The organism is Janthinobacterium sp. SUN026 (genome assembly GCF_030397625.1).
GTDB classification, from domain to species: Bacteria; Pseudomonadota; Gammaproteobacteria; order Burkholderiales; family Burkholderiaceae_D; genus Janthinobacterium; species Janthinobacterium kumbetense.
Genome location: NZ_JAPQNU010000005.1, coordinates 37,486 through 54,820 on the forward strand (window position 1 = coordinate 37,486; position 17,335 = coordinate 54,820).

Annotated in this window: 15 protein-coding genes; 9 read left to right on the plus strand and 6 right to left on the minus strand. The window is 63.4% G+C overall.

Translation table 11 applies throughout. The features are described from left to right. Positions 1-34: 34 nt before the first annotated feature. A complete protein-coding gene (locus tag OX459_RS21130) occupies positions 35-1,198 on the minus strand; it encodes a sugar diacid recognition domain-containing protein (RefSeq protein ID WP_289906457.1) in 1,164 nt (387 codons plus the stop codon). Between the two features lie 146 nt (positions 1,199-1,344). Between OX459_RS21130 and OX459_RS21135 the strand changes: the two genes are divergently transcribed. Then, positions 1,345-2,676, plus strand: a complete 1,332-nt coding sequence (locus OX459_RS21135; RefSeq protein WP_289906458.1) for an MFS transporter — start codon at positions 1,345-1,347, stop codon at positions 2,674-2,676. A 32-nt stretch (positions 2,677-2,708) separates the two neighbouring features. Further along, positions 2,709-3,977 (plus strand): glycerate kinase, encoded by a 1,269-nt coding sequence (locus OX459_RS21140; RefSeq protein WP_289906459.1) that lies wholly within the window; start codon positions 2,709-2,711, stop codon positions 3,975-3,977. Here the strand turns inward: OX459_RS21140 and OX459_RS21145 are convergent, their stop codons facing one another. Further along, positions 3,978-4,994 (minus strand): zinc-binding alcohol dehydrogenase family protein, encoded by a 1,017-nt coding sequence (locus tag OX459_RS21145; protein WP_289906460.1) that lies wholly within the window; start codon positions 4,992-4,994, stop codon positions 3,978-3,980. It lies immediately after the preceding gene. Positions 4,995-5,089: 95 nt separating this feature from the next. Here OX459_RS21145 and OX459_RS21150 point away from each other — a divergent pair, with 95 nt between their 5' ends. Continuing rightward, positions 5,090-6,004: a LysR family transcriptional regulator gene (locus OX459_RS21150; RefSeq protein ID WP_099664906.1), complete on the plus strand. Its 915-nt coding sequence runs from the start codon at positions 5,090-5,092 to the stop codon at positions 6,002-6,004. 43 nt (positions 6,005-6,047) lie between these two features. Here OX459_RS21150 and OX459_RS21155 read toward each other — a convergent pair whose 3' ends face one another. Then, positions 6,048-6,425, minus strand: coding sequence for a cytochrome c (locus OX459_RS21155; protein ID WP_215408352.1), 378 nt, complete (start codon positions 6,423-6,425; stop codon positions 6,048-6,050). 260 nt (positions 6,426-6,685) lie between these two features. Here OX459_RS21155 and OX459_RS21160 point away from each other — a divergent pair, with 260 nt between their 5' ends. From OX459_RS21160 to OX459_RS21170, 3 genes are all read left to right on the plus strand, one after another. After that, a complete protein-coding gene (locus OX459_RS21160) occupies positions 6,686-8,251 on the plus strand; it encodes a DUF1800 domain-containing protein (protein WP_289906461.1) in 1,566 nt (521 codons plus the stop codon). 20 nt (positions 8,252-8,271) lie between these two features. Next, entirely contained in the window at positions 8,272-9,462 is a 1,191-nt protein-coding gene (locus OX459_RS21165; RefSeq protein ID WP_289906462.1) for a DUF1501 domain-containing protein, read from the plus strand. An 89-nt stretch (positions 9,463-9,551) separates the two neighbouring features. Continuing rightward, on the plus strand, positions 9,552-10,712 hold the full coding sequence (locus OX459_RS21170; protein WP_289906463.1) for an AI-2E family transporter: 1,161 nt from the start codon (positions 9,552-9,554) through the stop codon (positions 10,710-10,712). Positions 10,713-10,818: 106 nt separating this feature from the next. Here the strand turns inward: OX459_RS21170 and OX459_RS21175 are convergent, their stop codons facing one another. After that, positions 10,819-11,043, minus strand: coding sequence for a hypothetical protein (locus tag OX459_RS21175; RefSeq protein WP_289906464.1), 225 nt, complete (start codon positions 11,041-11,043; stop codon positions 10,819-10,821). 141 nt (positions 11,044-11,184) lie between these two features. Here OX459_RS21175 and OX459_RS21180 point away from each other — a divergent pair, with 141 nt between their 5' ends. Genes OX459_RS21180 through OX459_RS21190 form a run of 3 tightly spaced genes read left to right on the plus strand, consistent with a single transcriptional unit; the run spans position 11,185 to position 13,687 of the window. Beyond that, a complete protein-coding gene (locus tag OX459_RS21180; protein WP_289906465.1) occupies positions 11,185-11,943 on the plus strand; it encodes a phosphatase PAP2 family protein in 759 nt (252 codons plus the stop codon). Between the two features lie 12 nt (positions 11,944-11,955). Continuing rightward, entirely contained in the window at positions 11,956-12,864 is a 909-nt protein-coding gene (locus tag OX459_RS21185) for a diacylglycerol kinase family protein (protein WP_289906726.1), read from the plus strand. A 4-nt stretch (positions 12,865-12,868) separates the two neighbouring features. Continuing rightward, positions 12,869-13,687 (plus strand): metallophosphoesterase, encoded by an 819-nt coding sequence (locus OX459_RS21190; protein ID WP_289906466.1) that lies wholly within the window; start codon positions 12,869-12,871, stop codon positions 13,685-13,687. A 139-nt stretch (positions 13,688-13,826) separates the two neighbouring features. Here the strand turns inward: OX459_RS21190 and cls are convergent, their stop codons facing one another. Then, positions 13,827-15,218, minus strand: a complete 1,392-nt coding sequence (cls, locus tag OX459_RS21195) for a cardiolipin synthase (RefSeq protein WP_251350789.1) — start codon at positions 15,216-15,218, stop codon at positions 13,827-13,829. Continuing rightward, the gene (locus tag OX459_RS21200) at positions 15,215-17,326 is read right to left on the minus strand and encodes a site-specific recombinase (RefSeq protein ID WP_289906467.1); all 2,112 of its coding nucleotides are present in this window, start codon (positions 17,324-17,326) and stop codon (positions 15,215-15,217) included. Before OX459_RS21200 ends, cls begins: the two co-directional genes overlap by 4 nt. Positions 17,327-17,335 lie beyond the last annotated feature (9 nt).

A 17,335-nucleotide genomic window follows, 5' to 3' on the forward strand; every position in this document is an offset into this window, starting at 1 on the left:
TGTGCGGTCAGCCGCCATTGTAGACGGGCCTGCGTCAATTCAGTTGCAGGGCGACATACAGCAGCAGGCGGTCATCCGTGTCGTCCAGGTCCAGCCCCGTCAGTTCGGCGATCTTTTGCAGCCGGTAATCGAGCGTGTTGCGGTGGATGTGCAGTGCCCTGGCCGTGGCCATCGGGTGGCTGTGGTGGCGGAACCAGGCGGCCAGGGTGCGCATCAGGGTGCCGGACTTGCGGTCGTGCGCCTGCAGGCGCGCCAGGGTCTGGCGCAATTGCTCCGCCTGCCAACCGGCTTGCAGGCCGGACAGCAGCACGGGCAGGCTCAGTTCCAGGTAGGAAAAAGTGGCTTGCCCGCCATCGCGGGCGCGCCCCACGCGCGCCGTCTGCTTCGCCGATTCATACGACGCCGTCGCGCCATCGAGGCCCGGCAAGGCCACGCCCATGGACAGGGTGGCGGACGGGGTGAGCGCCTGCTGCGCCACCTGGTGCAGTTCGAGCAGGCGCTGCCTTGCCTGCGCCGCGCGCGCCTGCTGCGGGCCGCTGGCGGGAAAGGCGTCGAGCAGCACCAGTTCGCCCGGCGAGACGACGGCCATCAGCAGGGCGGGCCAGCGCGCCGACAGGTCGGACTGCACTTGCTGCAGCTGCGTCAGCACCTGGTCCAGCCGCTCGCCCGGACCGTCTCCCGCATCGGGTATTTCCAGCACGAACATGGCGCGCGGCACGCGCAAGTCCAGCGCCAGGCGCGCCGCCCACGCTTGCATGCTGGCATCCGAAATGCCCGTGCGGTACACGAGCTGGAACACGAATTCCTCGCGGTAGCGCTTTTCATGCTGCAACTCGCTGACCAGGCGCGCCTGCTCCAGCATCATTTCCGCCATGGCCCGCACCAGTTCGCCGAACTGGCGCACGGCGTCCGGCTCGCCCGTCAGGCCCAGCACGCCGCAAATCTCGCCGCGCACCGTCAGGGGCAGGTTGATGCCGGCCCGCGTGCCCGGCAGCCTGGCCATGTCGGCCGCGCCGATTTCCACGCTGGCGTGCCGGGCCAGCGCCAGTTGCGCGCCCGGATGCAGGTCGCCCACGCGCTGCGGATCGCCGCTGGCCAGGATCACGCCGCGCGCATCGATCACGTTCACGCTGAAGGGAATGATGTGCATGGTGCGCCGGACGATGTCCTGCGCCAGGGGGGGATCGATGCTCGGCATGGTGTTCACCTTCTGGTTTTGTGCATTTGCATGGAATCATCGGATTCAAGACGGGTTTTCTTCATGCATCCGCACGATGACTGTTTCTGTGGGCGATTGTACGATGGGCTGGTCGCATCCCATAAAAAAATAGTCAGGAGACACCCATGACCACCCATCCAGGCGCCAGCCTGTCCGCCGGCGCGTCCGCGCAGGACCGCGTGCGCGAAGGCGCCTACCGCAAGGTCACCTTGCATCTGATCCCCTTCATCTTCATCTGCTACCTGTTCAATTACCTGGACCGTGTCAATGTCGGCTTTGCCAAGCTGCAAATGCTCGATGCGCTGCAATGGAGCGAAAGCGTGTACGGCCTGGGCGCCGGCATTTTCTTCATCGGCTACGTGGCCAGCGGCGTGCCCAGCAATCTGCTGCTGCACCGCCTGGGCGCGCGCAAGGTCATCGGCACCCTGATGATCGCCTGGGGCATCGCCTCGGCCTGCCTGATGTTCGTCACCACGCCGGCCGCGTTCTACTCGCTGCGCTTCATCACGGGCGTGTTCGAGGCGGGTTTCTTCCCCGGCATCGTGCTGTACTTTACGAACTGGTATCCCGCTTCGCGCCGGGGCCGCATCATGGGCCTGTTCATGTCGGCCATTCCCATTTCCGGCTTGCTGGGCAGCCCCCTGTCGGGCTGGATGATGCAATCGTTTGCCGGCCACGGCGGCCTGGCCGGCTGGCAATGGATGTTCTTGCTGCAAGGCATTCCCACCGTGCTGCTGGGCTTTCTCGTGTATGTGCTGTTGAACGACGGCATCGCCCAGGCGAAGTGGCTGAATGCGGAAGAAAAGCAGCTGCTGCGCGCCGACCTCGACGAGGACGAACGCCAGCGCCGCAACAGCGCGAATACGGCCGACACCTTCGCCAGCGTGCTGCGCAACAAGCATGTGTGGATGCTGGGCCTCGTGTATTTCTGCATCCAGATGGGCGTGTACGCGATCAATTTCTGGCTGCCCACCATCGTCAAGTCGCTGGGTTTCGCCAGCCCCGTGGCCGTGGGCTGGGTCAGCGCCATTCCCTACCTGTGCGCCAGCATCTTCATGATCTGGGTGGGCCGTTCGGCCGACAAGCACAAGGAACGCCGCTGGCATTTGAGCGGCCCCCTGCTGATGGCGCTGTGCGGCTTGCTGCTGGCCACCCAGGCGCATGGCAACGTGGTCGTCGCCCTCATCGGCCTGTCGCTGGCGACCATGGGCGCGCTGTCCGGCCTGCCCATGTTCTGGCCCTTGCCGACGGCGTTTCTCGGCAGCGCGGCGGCGGCCGGCGGCCTGGCGTTGATCAATTCGCTGGGCCAGGTGGCCGGCTTCGTCAGCCCCTTCCTCGTCGGCTGGATCAAGGATGCGACGGGCGGCACCGACGTGGCCCTGTATATTCTTTCCGCAGTCATGCTGCTGGGCGCCATACTGGTGCTGCGCGTTCCCGCGCGCATCGTGAACCGTTGAACGAAGCTGCCATCGAACCGGAGGAATTGACCATGACGACCACCCCGGCGCCGCGCGCCTTGCTGCAAGCCATGTTCCAGGCCGCCATCGAAGCGGCCCAGCCATCGCACTGCATACCGCCCCATCTGCCGCCGGCGCCCAAGGGCCGTTTGATCGTCATCGGCGCCGGCAAGGCGTCGGCCGCCATGGCGCAAGCCGTGGAACGGCATTGGCCGGGACCGCTGTCCGGGCTGGTCGTCACGCGCTACGGCTATGCCGTGCCGTGCGAACGCATCGAGATCGTGGAAGCGTCGCACCCCGTGCCGGACCAGGCCGGCATGGACGCGGCGCGCCGCATGCTGGAACTGGTCGGCAACCTGCAGGCGGACGATACGGTGCTGTGCCTGATTTCCGGCGGCGGCTCGTCGCTGCTGGCCTTGCCGCTCGATGGCATCACTTTGGCCGACAAGCAAGCCTTGAACCGCGCGCTGCTGGCGTCCGGCGCCACCATCGGCGAAATGAATTGCGTGCGCCGCCATTTGTCCGCCATCAAGGGCGGGCGCCTGGCGGCCGCCTGCCATCCGGCGCAGGTCATCACTTTGGCCATTTCCGACGTGCCTGGCGACAAGCTGGGCGACATCGCGTCCGGCCCCACGGTGGGCGACGCGACGACGTGCGAGGATGCGCTGGCCATCGTGCGCCGCTATGGCATGGACTTGCCGGACTGCATACGCGCCACCTTGGAAAGCGGGCGCGGCGAATCCGTGAAACCCGATGATCCCCGCCTGGCGCGCACGCGCACGACCCTGATCGCCACGCCGCAGATGGCGCTGGAAGCGGCGGCGCAGGTGGCGCGCGCGGCCGGCGTCACGCCGTATATATTAGGCGACAGCCTGGAAGGCGAGGCGAGGGACGTGGGCAAGGTGATGGCCGGCATCGCGCTGCAAACGGCGCAGCGGGGCCAGCCGTTTCCCGCCCCGTGCGTGCTGCTGTCGGGCGGCGAAACGACGGTCACCGTGCGCGGCAACGGGCGCGGCGGGCGCAACGTGGAATTCCTGCTGGCGCTGGGCATCGCGCTCGATGGACGCGAGGGCATCCACGCGCTGGCCGGCGACACGGATGGCGTCGACGGCCAGGAAGACATCGCCGGCGCGGTCCTGGCGCCGGACACCCTGCAACGGGCCTGGGCGCTGGGCATCAAGCCCCGCGACAGCCTAGACAACAACGATGGCCACGGCTTCTTCCAGGCGCTGGGAGACAGCGTGGTCACGGGCCCGACATTGACGAATGTCAATGATTTCCGGGCCATCCTGATTACCTGATTACTGGAAACTTGCCAGCACGATCTTTCCTTTTGCCGTATTGCTTTCCAGCAGGGCATGCGCGCGTTTCAGGTTTTGCGCGTTGATCGTGCCGAAGCGCTCTGCCAGGGTCGTCCTGATGACGCCGGCGTCCACCAGCTGCGCCAGCTCTTCCAGTAGTTCATGCTGTTTGACCATGTCCGGCGTCTGGAACAGCGAACGGGTAAACATCAGTTCCCAGTGCAGCGACACGCTCTTGCCCTTGAACTTGCGCACGTCGATGTGCTCGGGGTCGTCGATCAGGGCAAACTTGCCTTGCGGCGCGATCAATTCCACGATCTGCTCGAAATGCCGGTCGGTCTGGTTCAGGCTGATCACATAGTCGACGGGCGGCAAACCCAGGCGCGTGATTTCCCCCGCCAGCGGCAGGCTGTGGTCGATCACGTGGTGCGCGCCCAGTTCCTTCACCCAGTCCGCCGTTTCCGCGCGCGAGGCCGTGCCGATGATGGTGACACCCGTCAATTGCCGCGCCAGTTGCACCAGCACGGAGCCGACGCCGCCGGCCGCGCCGATCACCAGCAGGGACTTGCCCGTCAAACTCTTGTCGCGGCTGATCTGCAGGCGGTCGAACAGCAATTCCCAGGCCGTAATGGCCGTCAGCGGCAGGGCGGCGGCCGGAGCGAAATCGAGGCTGGCCGGCATGTGGCCGACGATGCGCTCGTCGACCAGCTGGAATTCGCTATTGCTGCCGGGGCGGTTGATGGCGCCCGCGTACCAGACCTTGTCGCCCACTTGGAACAGGGTGGCATCGGGGCCGGCGGCCGTGACGACGCCGGCTGCATCCCAGCCCAGCACTTCCGGCTGGCCATCCTTCGGCGCGCGGTTCTTGCGCACCTTGGTGTCGACGGGATTGACGGAAATGGCCTTGACGGCGACGAGCAGGTCGCGCCCCGTGGCGACGGGCACGGGCAGCTCGATGTCGAGCAGGGCGTCGGCATCCGTGATGGGCAGGCTGTGGTGGTAGGCGATGGCTTTCATGTGCTTCCTCGTTGAGTGGATACCGTATGATGGTGGCAATGCCGCCCTGGAAACAGGGGGCGCGTACGGAAACACTTTCAAAGGAATGCTGAAAATTGCTGCGACTCGATGACTTGCAGGTATTTGTGCGCACGGCCGACCGGGGCAGTTTGTCGGCGGCTGCGCGCGAGATCGGCATCTCGCCCGCGCTGGCCAGCGCCGCCGTCAAGCGCCTGGAAGGCGTGTTGGGCTTGCGCCTGCTGGCCCGCACGACGCGGTCGCTGAGCCTGACGCCGGAAGGCACGCAATACCTGGAACATGCGCGGGAAGCCTTGCGCCTGCTGCGCGCAGGCCACGATGCACTGTTGGCCGGCAAGGACAGTTTCGGCGGAACCTTGAAAATTGCCATGCCCTCCGACCTGGGCCGCAACCTGATGCTGGGCTGGCTGGACGAATTCCAGCTGCGCCATCCGACACTGCATTACCAGCTCAGCGTCAGCGACCGGGTGGCCGACATGGTGCGCCAGCAAGTCGACGTGGCCATCCGCTATGGCCAGCAAGACGATTCGAGCCTGATCGCCATGCCGATCGCGCCCGCCAACGACCGGGTGCTGGTGGCGTCGCCCGCCTACCTGCGCGAATACGGCCCCCTGCTGGCGCTGGAAGAGTTGTCGCAGCGTAATTGCCTGCGCTTCGCGCTGGAAGACGGCTTGCACGATCGCTGGACTTTTTACCGCCTGCCCCAGCGCGAGCAAGTGACGGTGTCCGTGAGCGGCAACCGCAGCGCCGACGACGCCGACCTGGTGCGCCGCTGGGCCGTGGCGGGACTGGGCATCGCCTATAAGTCGCGGCTCGACGTGGCGGGCGACCTGGACGCCGGCCGCCTGCAAGCGCTGTTGCCCGACGTGGCGGGCGAGGCCACGCCCTTGCACCTGGTCTGCACGCACCGGGCGCAGGTGACGCCGCTGGTGCTGCAGTTGCGCGATTTCCTGCGCGACAAATGTGCGCAGTTATTAAAACAGCAGAATTGACCGGGGAGCGTTGCTGCGCGACGTATGTATCGCTTATCTGATATCAGTGATTTTTTAAAATCACATCGCTCATGTATTGATTCAAATCGCGAAAATCCTTTACCCGCCAGGCATATGGCGCAATCTTGACGCCATTCTCTTTCAAGGTCTTGGGAATCAGATCGCCATTCGGACGCAGGATGACCGACGATACGATCACGCCAGGATAATCCTTCAGGCGTTTTTTGAAGGCGGCGGTGGTCAGGTCCGGCGTGGGCGGATTGCTTTTATTCGCCAACGGCCCCGTTCCCTTGATCTCTGCGCCATGGCACACGGCACAGCGCTGTACATACAGGGTTTTCCCATTCAGATTCTCCGCCAAGGCTGACGGCGCTTGAATCAGCGATAACGTTCCTAATGCAGCGATAAATAATATTTTCATTTCTTTTTAATGTGGACGTATTGTATGGATAATGTCTGGTTCGAGAGAAAATACGCAGCTGCCATTGCAATACGCAATTCTTCCGATAACATTTTATCCGAGATGATTCATGATAATGTGCCCGTAATGTGCCCCTGCCCGCGAGAGCCTGGCTGCTGAACCATCGTGCTTGATTACAACTCGTTGCAAATGGCAATCATGCGCAGGTCAACCTGGGCGTACCCTCAAGCATTCTGCATGAAACCGCTTGAAGGACCGCCATGACCCCGCACCGATTATTGCCGACGACCTTGATTTCGCTGCTCTTGCTGGCCGGCTGCGCCGCGACCGGACCAGGACCGGCCGCCCAGGCCGATCATCGCGCGCAGAGCAGTCCCGCGCAGACCAGTTCCGCGCAGGACGTCGCCATGCTGGAACGGGTCAGCTGGGGCGTGAGCGGGGGCAGCGTGCGCCAGGTACAGGACAAAGGCTGGAACGCCTGGCTGCGGACGCAGTTGCATCCAGGAAAAGCGGCCTTGCCGCCAGCCATCGCCGCGCAAATCGACGCCATGACCATCAGCCAGGTGCCGCTGGAGCAATTGGTGATTTCTATGGAGCAAAAGCGCAAGGAGTCGGCCGGCGTCATGGACGACATGGCGAAGCAGCAGGCGCAAAAGGATTATCAGCAGGAACTTAACCGCCTGGCGCGCGAAGCGGCCACGCGCTCCTTGTTGCTGGACGTGTATTCGCCGAACCAGTTGCAGCAGCAGCTGAGCTGGTTTTGGCTCAACCATTTCAGCGTGCACCAGGGCAAGCACAACTTGCGCGCCATGGTGGGCGATTACGAGGCGAACGCCATCGCGCCACATGCTCTGGGGAAATTCCGTGACTTGCTGGGCGCCACCGTCCACCATCCGGCCATGCTGCGTTACCTGGACAATGAAGCCAATGCCGCCAAGCGCATCAATGAAAACTATGCGCGCGAGCTGATGGAGCTGCATACGCTGGGCGTGAACGGCGGCTATAGCCAGATGGACGTGCAGGAACTGGCGCGCATCCTGACGGGCGTGGGCGTGAACCTGGGAGCGGACACGCCGAAAGTGAAGCCGGCGCTGCAGTCGCAATACGTGCGCCGGGGCTTGTTCGAGTTCAACCCCAACCGCCACGATTACGGCGACAAGCAATTCCTCGGGCAAACGGTGAAGGGCAGGGGGCTGGCCGAGCTCGATGAAGCGCTGGACCGCCTGAGCCGCAGTCCCGCCACGGCGCACTTTATCAGCGGCAAGCTGGCCCAGTATTTCGTCGGCGACAACCCGCCCGCACCGCTGGTGGCGCGCATGGCGGCCACCTTCCAGCGCAGCGACGGCTTGATCGCCGACGTGCTGCAAACCATGTTCGACAGCCCCGAATTCAGGCAGTCGCTGGGCAAGAAATTCAAGGATCCCATGCATTATGTCGTATCGGCCGTGCGCCTCAGCTATGACGACAAGCCCATCCTGAATGCGGGACCCATGCTGAACTGGCTTTCGCGCATGGGCCAGTCCCTGTACGGACGCCAGACGCCCGATGGCTATCCGTTGACGGACGCTTCCTGGGCCAGTCCGGGGCAAATGACGACGCGCTTCGATATCGCCCGCACCATCGGTTCGGGCAGCGCGGGCCTGTTCAAGACGGATGGCCCGCAGCCGCAGGAAAAAGTGGCGTTCCCGCAACTGGCCAGCGCCCTGTATTACCAGGCGCTGCAGCCAGGCTTGAGTCCGGCCACGCGCCAGGCACTGGATCAGGCCGCTTCGCCGCAGGAGTGGAATACATTTCTTCTTTCCTCGCCGGAAATGATGCACCGCTAAGTTGAAATCGGAGGATTGCCATGAATCGTCGTGACCTGTTGAAAGCCCTGGCCGCCGCACCCTTGTTCACCCATGTGGGCAGCCTGCTGGCCGCACCCGCCACGGATGCGAAGCTGCTGTTCGTCTTCTTGCGCGGCGGCTATGACGCGAATAACTTGCTGGTGCCGGTCGGCAGCGATTTTTACTATGCGGCGCGGCCGAATATCGCCATCGCGAAACCGGGTGAGGAAAACGGCGCGCTGGCCTTGAACGCGGACTGGGCCTTGCATCCGGCCTTGCGCGAGAGCATTTATCCCATGTTCACGGGCGGCGAGGCGGCCTTCATCCCGTTCGCGGGCACGACGGATTTGACGCGCAGCCATTTCGAGACGCAGGATACCATCGAGTTGGGACAAGAGATCAACACGCGGCGCGACTTCCGGTCGGGTTTCCTGAACCGCCTCGTGCAGACCTTGAATGGCAGCAAGGCCGGCCCCGCCATCGCTTTCACCGACCAGTTGCCGCTGATCTTCCAGGGCGGCGTGCAAGTGCCGAACATGGCGCTGCGCTCCGTGGGCAAGTCCGGCATTGATGCGCGTCAAAGCCAGATCATCGCCGCCATGTACCGGGGCACGCCCCTGCAGCAACCCGTCAGCGCCGGCTTTGTCGTGCGCGACGACGTGACGAAGGAATTGACGGGGGAAATGCAGGCGGCCAACCGCAACGCCATCAGTACCAAGGGCTTTGAACTGGAAGCGCAGCGCATCGCCCGCTTGATGAAGGACAAATACAACCTCGGCTTCGTCGATGTGGGCGGCTGGGATACGCACGTAGGGCAGGGCGGCGCCAGCGGCTACCTGGCGGGGCGCTTCGATGAACTGGGACGGGGACTGGCCGCGTTTTCGCAGGAAATGGGCAGCGCCTGGCGCAATACCGTCGTCGTCGTCGTCAGCGAATTTGGCCGCACCTTCCGCGAAAACGGCAACCGCGGCACGGATCACGGCCACGGCAGCGTGTTCTGGGTGCTGGGCGGCGGGATCAAGGGCAAGCAGGTGGCGGGCGAACAAGTGGCGATTGCGCAGGCAAACCTGTTCCAGAACCGCGACATGCCCGTGCTGAATGAATACCGGGCCGTGCTGGGCGGATTGCTGCGCCGCACTTTCGGCTTGACGCCGGCGCAACTCGACCACGTGTTTGCCGGCGTGAAACCGGCGGAACTGGGCCTCGTGTAAATCGGCGAATCTCCGTGTTACGCTACGCCTGCGCATGTGGCGCATAGCGAATACTGGCGGCCGATGGCGCCGGGCACGAATGGAGCAGCATGAACGATACCCAGCGCGACATTGTCAGCGCAGGCTTTTCCCTGGCCCTGATCGCCGTGACGGCCTTCGTCATGCAGCGTTTCTTTTTGCCGCTCGTGTGGGCCGGCATCCTGTGCGTGGCGACCTGGCCTTTGTATGTGCGCGTGCGCGCGGCGCTGGGCCAGCGCACCATCGTCGCGGCAGCCGTGCTGACCCTGGCGTTTGCCTGCATCTTCATCATTCCCGTGCTGTTCGGCGTGGCGCAGGCGGCGCGCGAAGTGCCCGTGCTGGCCAATTTCGTCGTGCATGCGAATGCCGACGGCTTGCCCGTACCGGACTGGGTGGCGCATGTCCCGCTGGCCGGCAGCGCCATCGGCGACTGGTGGCAAGCCACCCTGAGCCAGCCCCATGGCCTGGGCCACTTCTTTGCGGGCAGCGCCGTGGGCGGCTTTCATTCCGCGCGCGACATGCTCAAGGTGCTGGGCGCGGACGTGTTCCACCGCCTGGTCGACTTCGGCCTGGCGTTTTTATGCCTGTTTTTCTTTTACAAGGATGGTGAAGCGCTGACGCGCCAGATCACGGCCGTCGGCAGCCATTTTTTGCGTCCCGAACGGTGGGGCCGCTATGCGCAAAAGATCCCCACGGCCATCCGCGCGACCGTCAACGGCCTGGTGCTGGTGGGCCTGGCCGAAGGCGTGCTGATCGGCATCGCCTACGCCATCGCCGGCTTGCCGTCACCGGCCCTGTGGGCGTTTGCCACGGGCATCCTGGCCATCATCCCGTTTGGCGCGCCGCTCGCGTATGGATGCGCGGCCGCCTTGCTGGTGTTCCAGGGCAATGTGGGCGCCGCCATCGGCGTGGCCGCCTGGGGCACCGTGGTGCTGTTTGTTGCCGACCACTTCGTGCGCCCTGGCATGATCGGCAACGCCACCCGCTTGCCTTTTCTTGCCGTGCTGTTCGGCATCCTGGGGGGCGTGGAAACCCTGGGCCTCGTGGGCCTGTTCATCGGCCCTGTCGTGATGGTGCTGTTTGTTACCTTGTGGTACGAAGCGAATGCGACTGACCGCGTACCGCCGGCCAACATGCCTTCCAGCACAGCTGCCGATGCAGGTGCTGACGCACTTGCCGGTACAGTTGCCGAAACACCTGCCAGCCCGGCCGCGCCGGAACGCACACAGTAGTGAGGGGTCGGTCAGCGTGCTGCTGGCCGGTACTGAGGCGTTCCCGGCGTGGCCGGACGGAGCTGACTTGATAACAGGGTGCGAACACCTTGTTTTAAAGTCATTCTTAATGTGCCTTGGATAGAATAAGCAACCAACGGCGCATCAGCAGCACTTCAATATAGCCCGGCTCGATGCCCGTACCGCACTCGATCAAGGGATTGACGGTGTAGTAGCGCTTGCGGAAGTCGCGGCAGACGAGGATTTCGCGCTTGCCCATGCGGACGAGGAAAGAGCTTGGGGCGTATTCCAGGCCGAACCGTGAGCCAAAACCGCTATTCAATGTTGCCATGACAATTCCTTTGAGGGAGATGTGTTGAACGAGTCATCAGAATAGCATAACTACTGTATGAATACACAGCTACTGTATGAATAAACAGTATTTTTTTATTGGTGTGGTTTTTTTGATCAGTACCAGGGATATGAAAGAGAGATGAGTTTGCAAGAGAAAAATGACATGGGCATGACCACGGGCTGGACCACGAAACTGCGCCGCTTCGTCGAGGCGCGCCTGTCGCCCGAAGGCGAACTGGGCCTGCATATGACGGTGGGCGTGGCCCTGATGCTCGTCGCCATCGTGGTCTTCCATGAGATCGCCGAAGCCGTCATGGGCATGCAGCAAATTACCGTGATCGACTTGCAGGTGGCGCAGTGGTTCAACCAGCATGCCGTGCCGTGGATCACCAGCTGCCTGCTGGTCGTCACGCACATGCATGGCGTGATCGGCGCCATCACCCTGGCTGTCTTGCTGGGCTGGTATCTGCACCGCAAGGGCGCCAGCTACTGGCTGTTTACCCTGGTCATCACCATGCCGGGCGTCATGTTTTTGAACCTGCTGCTAAAGTACATTTTTGTGCGCGCGCGGCCCAGCTTTGACGAGCCCATCCTGCAGACGGCCCTGAGCACGTACAGCTTTCCCAGCGGTCATACGGCCACCTCGACGGCCCTGTACGGCTTGCTGGCCGCCTACCTGATTTGCCAGACGGCGCCGGGTGCGTGGGGCAAGCGCATCGCCATCGCGCTGGGCGCCTTCCTGATGGCCTCACTCGTGGGTTTCAGCCGCATTTACCTGGGCGCGCATTACCTGAGCGATGTGCTGGCGGCCATGGCGGAAAGCTATGGCTGGCTGGCCATCTGCATCGCCGGCGTGTCGACCCTGCGCCGCCGCCGGCATATCCGGCAAACCAGTTAAGGGGAAACCATCCTGAGCAAGATTGCAGTCATCATCAATGCGGGCGCCGGTTGCGGCTATGCGCCCGACTGGGCGCAGCAGCTCGAAGCGAAATTCGCCGCCGTGGGGCTCGACGCCGCCATCACCCTGGCCGCCAGCGGCGCCGACATGATCGCCACGGCCGGGCAAGCGCTGCGCGATGGCGCGCCCAGCGTCGTGGCCGGTGGCGGCGACGGCACCATCAATGCTGTCGCGTCCGTCGTTGTCGGCAGCGGCACGCCGTTTGGCGTCTTGCCGCTGGGTACCCTGAACCATTTCGCCAAGGACTTGAATATTCCGCTCGAACTCGATGCGGCGATCGCCAACGTGGCGCAGGGCGTGCCGCACCAGGTCGACGTGGGTGAAGTCAATGGCCGCATCTTCCTGAACAATTCCAGCCTGGGCCTGTATCCCGATATCGTGCGCGACCGCGAAAAGCAGCAGCGCCGGCTGGGACGGGGCAAGTGGCTGGCGTTCAGCTGGGCGCTGGTGGCCGCGTTGCGCCGCTATCCCTTCCTCAGCGTGCAATTGAAACTGAAGGACGCCGTGCATGCGCGGCGCACGCCGTTTGTCTTTATCGGTAACAATGAATACCTGATGGAAGGCTTGAATATCGGCGAGCGCGAACGGCTCGATGGCGGCCAGCTGAGCCTGTACGTGGCGCAGCGTCCGGGCCGCCTGGGATTGCTGAAGCTGGCCTTGCATGCGCTGTTCGGCAGGTTGTCGCAGGCCAAGGACTTCGACGTGCTGACGGCGACCGACCTGGAAATCGCCACGAAGCACCGGCGCCTGCGCGTGGCCACGGATGGCGAAGTGACCGTCATGAATACGCCGCTGCAGTACCGCATCCGCCCCGCCGCGCTGACGGTGCTGGTGCCTGCGCCGGCACCTTCCGGGGAGTAAGGCCATGCGTACCATCGTGCATTTGTCCGACTTGCATTTTGGCAAGGTCGACGCGGACTTGCTGGCGCCCTTGCGCGCGCTCGTCGAGCGCCTGGAACCGGACGTCGTGGTGGTGTCGGGCGATTTGACGCAACGGGCCCGCAGCGCCCAGTTCCAGCAGGCGCGCCACTTTCTCGACAGCTTGCCGGGGCCGCAGATCGTGGTGCCGGGCAACCATGACGTGCCTTTGTATAACGTCTTTTCCCGCTTCCTGACGCCGCTGGTGAAATACCGGCGCCATGTGACGGACGATTTGTCGCCCGAATATGTGGACGAGGAAATCGCCGTGCTGGGCATCAATACGGCCCGCTCGCTGACGTTCAAGGATGGCCGCATCAGCCACGAACAGATCGATTTCCTGCGCGAACGCCTGGGCCGTTTGCCGCCCGGTTTGACGCGCATCATCGTCACGCATCATCCATTTGACTTGCCCGAGCACTTCGACGACGATGATCTGGTCGACCGTGCACCGCTGGCGCTGCAAATGTTTTCCGAATGCGGCGTGGATCTATTGCTGGCCGGGCACTTGCATGCGAGCGTGGCGGGCAACACGGCCGAGCGCTACAAGATCGCCGGCTACGCTGCCCTGATGGTGCAGGCGGGCACGGCCACGTCTACGCGGGGCAGGGGCGAATCGAATTCCTTCAACGTGCTGCGCGTGGAAAACAGTTGTATCCGCGTCGAGCGCTACAGCTGGAATGAAGACAGCGCCGACTTTGAAAAAGTCAGCACGGAAGCATTCGCGCGCCAGGGTGGCGTGTGGGCCAGCTTGCGGCCGCTGTAGCCAGAATTAATGGGGTAGGCGGCAACCGGCATCAGGAGTGGCCGGCAAAATGGCCAGGGCTAGGCGCGTTGCCGAAGACAGTACGAATAGTACGGCGAGGCAATGCAACAACGCCCTGGACTTTTTGATGGCTACTCCGCTACAGCCAGTAATTCATGAAGCGGGCCGCCCACTCCTTCATACGGTCGGCAATCGGCCGGGTTTCCCATTTCGCCCTGGTGATCTCTTCCGAATCGCGCAAGTCTTCCTGGAAGGCGTTTTCCATTTCGCGGCCGAAGCTGTCGCCCAGCACGATCACGTTCAGTTCGCTGTTATGCAGGAAGCTGCGCATGTCGATGTTGGTCGAGCCCACCGTCGACCAGGCGCCGTCGATGACGGCCGTCTTGGCGTGCAGCACGGCCAGTTTCAAGTGGAAGATGCGGATGCCGCCGGCCAGCAGCTTGTCGTACAGCGCGTGTCCCGCATGGAACACGAGACCGCTGTCGGACACGCCGGGCAGCACCACGGTGACGTCCACGCCCCGTTTCGCGGCGGCCACCAGCGCGTCGACCGTCTGCTGGTCGGGCACGAAATAGGCGGACGTGATGTGGATGGATTTTTTTGCTTCCTGGATGGCCAGGATATACGCCTTGTAGATTTCGAAGCCGCCGTCCGGCTCGCTGGCCACGACGCGCACCAGCTTGTCGCCCACTTCCGACAGGGTCGGGAAATAGTTCGCGTCCGGCAAGTCGGCCTGGTCTTGCTGGGCCCAGGTGCGGATGAACAGCCACTGGAAGGCGGCCACGGCCGGGCCTTCCACTTTCACGTGGGTATCGCGCCAGCCCACGTCGCTCTTGTCGGCGGACTTGTTCTTGGAGCGGAACAGCGAGCTTTTCGCATAGGTGTCGCTGATGTTGACGCCGCCCGTAAACGCCGTCTTGCCGTCGACGATCAGCACCTTGCGGTGGTCGCGGTTGTTGATCTTCCAGTCGTCGCCCTTGAGCTTGGCGGGATTGACGGGGTTGAAGGCCACCAGGTGCACGCCGGCCGCGCGCATGCGCTCGAAGAACGCCTGCGGCACGCCGAGGGTGCCCACGCTGTCGTAGATGACGTTGACCGTCACGCCCGCCTGCTGCTTTTCGATGAGCATGTCGGCAAACTTCAGGCCCAGCGGGTCCTGGTCGAAGATATACGTTTCCAGGTTGATACTGTTCTTCGCTTCGCTGATGGCCTGGAACATGGCTTCCATCGTTTGCGGGCCGTCAAACAGCAGGGTCACCTTGTTGCCCTTGATCAAAGGCACGCCCGTGGCCGCCTCTTCCAGCGCGGCCTGGGCTTTCAAGTCCATGCCAGACTTCGCCCAGCGCTTGTTGAGCAGGGCGGCGCGGCTATTGACGTTCAGCACGGCACCTTTGCCCGTGATGACCTTGGGCTTGGCCACGGGCTCCAGCGTGGTGTTGAGATTCTTGACGTTGGGCAGCGAGGCGCATGCAGCCAGGGTCCAGCACAGCAGTAGGGCGGTGAGGCAGGGTTGCATGCGCCTGGCGGTCATTTTTGAGCCTTGGTCGTGGGTGACAGGTTTGCCGAGTCATCGGCCAATGCCAAAGGTGGCGGGTTTTTCGAGCCGAAGAAGAAGACGATGGGCGAGCGCAGGAAGCGCTTGCCCAGGATCTTCAGCAATTGCATGCCGTGCTTGAAGCGCACCTGGCGCGAACGCAGGGCCACCCACAGGGCCAGGCCGAAGCTCACCAGCAGGTTGGCCGTGCCGATGGCGAAGATGCCCGACAGCGACTTGACGGCCAGTTGCCAGCTCATGTTGTGGTCCAGGCCCACCAGCGCGGTGGCGAAGTTGGCGGCCGAGAAGGTGATGTGGCGGATATCGATCGGCAAGCCGATCAGGAAACCCAGGGTGCCGATGGAACCGAGCAGGATACCGAAATAGAAGTTACCCATCAGGCCGCCCAGGTTGTTTTCCAGATACAAACCCAGCCGTTGCAGGCGTTCCTGGCCGATGACGCGGCCCAGGCCGCGCAATTGCGCGATGCGCTGCGCCCAGCGCGTGTACAGGGCCTGGTTGTCGTAGTAGCCGGAAATCAGGCCAGCCACGAACAGGCACACGCCGGCGATCATGGCGTAAAAGATGGCGGGGCTGCCGATGGGGTCGATATCGTGCAGCAAGCGCATGGCCTTCTCGGGCGTCACCAGGTTGTGCCCGGTGATCGCCTTGTAGCCGAGCGCGATCAGCCACGCCGTGGGGATGGCCGTGGCCAGGTTGCCCAGCACGGCCATGTTTTGCGTGCGGAACACCTTGTTGATCAATTCCGCCATGCTGTCGAGGTCGATATTCCGCCCATCCTTGCTGTGCAGGCCGGCGGCGATGCGCGACGCCGTCATGGCCGGCTGCTTGGTGGCCACCGTGAAATGCAGCAAGTGGATGAACATGAAGCCGATCGAGTAATTCATGCTGAACATGAACGCTTCGACCAGCGGCGCCGAGCGCAGGTAGGACATCAATATCTTGAACAGGGCCATGAAGCCGATGATCACGCCCGCGCCCGCGGACGAGAGGAACATGGCGCCCATCTCGCGGCGGTTTTCCGCGATGTAATGCTCGCCCGTGCGGCTGGCGTTTTCCGTCACATTGCGCGCCAGCAAGTTGATATTGTCGGAAAACAGGTCGCTGACCTTGTATTTGTTGTTGTGCGCCTGGATCAGTTCCAGCGCCAGCCCGACGGCGCCCGCGCGGCGGCGGCTGACGGGTTGCGGGTGCAGCAAGTCTTGCGTGGCGTCCACCGTGATGGCGGCGATGTCCACGTTGTTCGAGGCCGGCAATTCGCCGCTCGTGTCGACGAGGAACAGCAGCTTGCGCAGGCGCTCGATACTTTGCGCCAGCGCCACCAATAAATACGTAAGGGGGATGCTGGTGCCCTGGTATAGCGCCTTCTTGCGGATCTTGGCGATGACGGCGTCGCACTGGTCCAGCATCACCAGCAAATGGCGCGCATCCTCGATGTGCTCGAGATCGCCGTGCAGCAGATTCGTGTAGGCGTCCAGGTAGGCGTTCACTTCCGTGTTTTGCACCATGAACGGCGACTGGAACACTTCAATTTCGCTATGGAAACGCGTCAATTCCGGTTCCAGGCCCATGGCGCAGACGCGGTAGGACAGGGTGCGGATGGCGTCGAGCATGCCTGGCAGCATGATATTGCCGTCGCCGACGGCCAGTTCGATGTCGTCGCTCGTGAGCACGTCGAACAGTTCCAGCCAGTCCGTGGCGGGCACGTTGCTGATCCACAAATAATCGGTCTTCAGGTACAGCACCTGGTCGAGCGCGTCGTTCAGGTATTCGTCGCCGAGGGCGGGCGGCAGCATGCGGTAGGCGATGCGGCGTTTCAATTCAGTGAAAAAGCCGCTGTTCGACAGCACGCCGATATCGGTGTACAGGCTGGCGTGGCGGCGCGCGGCCAGCACGCGCAGCACGTACTCGTGCAGGGCGCGCGCTTGCGCGGGGTTACCTTTGAGAAGCTGGCGCAGGGTGCGCACGTTGGCAATCGCGGTAGCGCTGTCGTGGGGGCGCTTGGGACGCAGTGAGTTGAATAGTTCCACCAGCAAGTCGATATTGCTGGAGTTGGGGTCAATGCGTTCGAGGATAGCTAGCATGCAGAAAAA

Bases quoted from the DNA above. Each gene is read 5' to 3' on its own strand.
- OX459_RS21200 (WP_289906467.1), bottom strand. From the start codon at position 17,326: ATGCTAGCTATCCTCGAACGCATTGACCCCAACTCCAGCAATATCGAC.
- OX459_RS21160 (WP_289906461.1), top strand. From the start codon at position 6,686: ATGACCCCGCACCGATTATTGCCGACGACCTTGATTTCGCTGCTCTTG.
- OX459_RS21190 (WP_289906466.1), top strand. From the start codon at position 12,869: ATGCGTACCATCGTGCATTTGTCCGACTTGCATTTTGGCAAGGTCGAC.
- OX459_RS21140 (WP_289906459.1), top strand. From the start codon at position 2,709: ATGACGACCACCCCGGCGCCGCGCGCCTTGCTGCAAGCCATGTTCCAG.
- cls (WP_251350789.1), bottom strand. From the start codon at position 15,218: ATGACCGCCAGGCGCATGCAACCCTGCCTCACCGCCCTACTGCTGTGC.
- OX459_RS21180 (WP_289906465.1), top strand. From the start codon at position 11,185: ATGAGTTTGCAAGAGAAAAATGACATGGGCATGACCACGGGCTGGACC.
- OX459_RS21135 (WP_289906458.1), top strand. From the start codon at position 1,345: ATGACCACCCATCCAGGCGCCAGCCTGTCCGCCGGCGCGTCCGCGCAG.
- OX459_RS21170 (WP_289906463.1), top strand. From the start codon at position 9,552: ATGAACGATACCCAGCGCGACATTGTCAGCGCAGGCTTTTCCCTGGCC.
- OX459_RS21130 (WP_289906457.1), bottom strand. From the start codon at position 1,198: ATGCCGAGCATCGATCCCCCCCTGGCGCAGGACATCGTCCGGCGCACC.
- OX459_RS21155 (WP_215408352.1), bottom strand. From the start codon at position 6,425: ATGAAAATATTATTTATCGCTGCATTAGGAACGTTATCGCTGATTCAA.
- OX459_RS21175 (WP_289906464.1), bottom strand. From the start codon at position 11,043: ATGGCAACATTGAATAGCGGTTTTGGCTCACGGTTCGGCCTGGAATAC.
- OX459_RS21165 (WP_289906462.1), top strand. From the start codon at position 8,272: ATGAATCGTCGTGACCTGTTGAAAGCCCTGGCCGCCGCACCCTTGTTC.
- OX459_RS21145 (WP_289906460.1), bottom strand. From the start codon at position 4,994: ATGAAAGCCATCGCCTACCACCACAGCCTGCCCATCACGGATGCCGAC.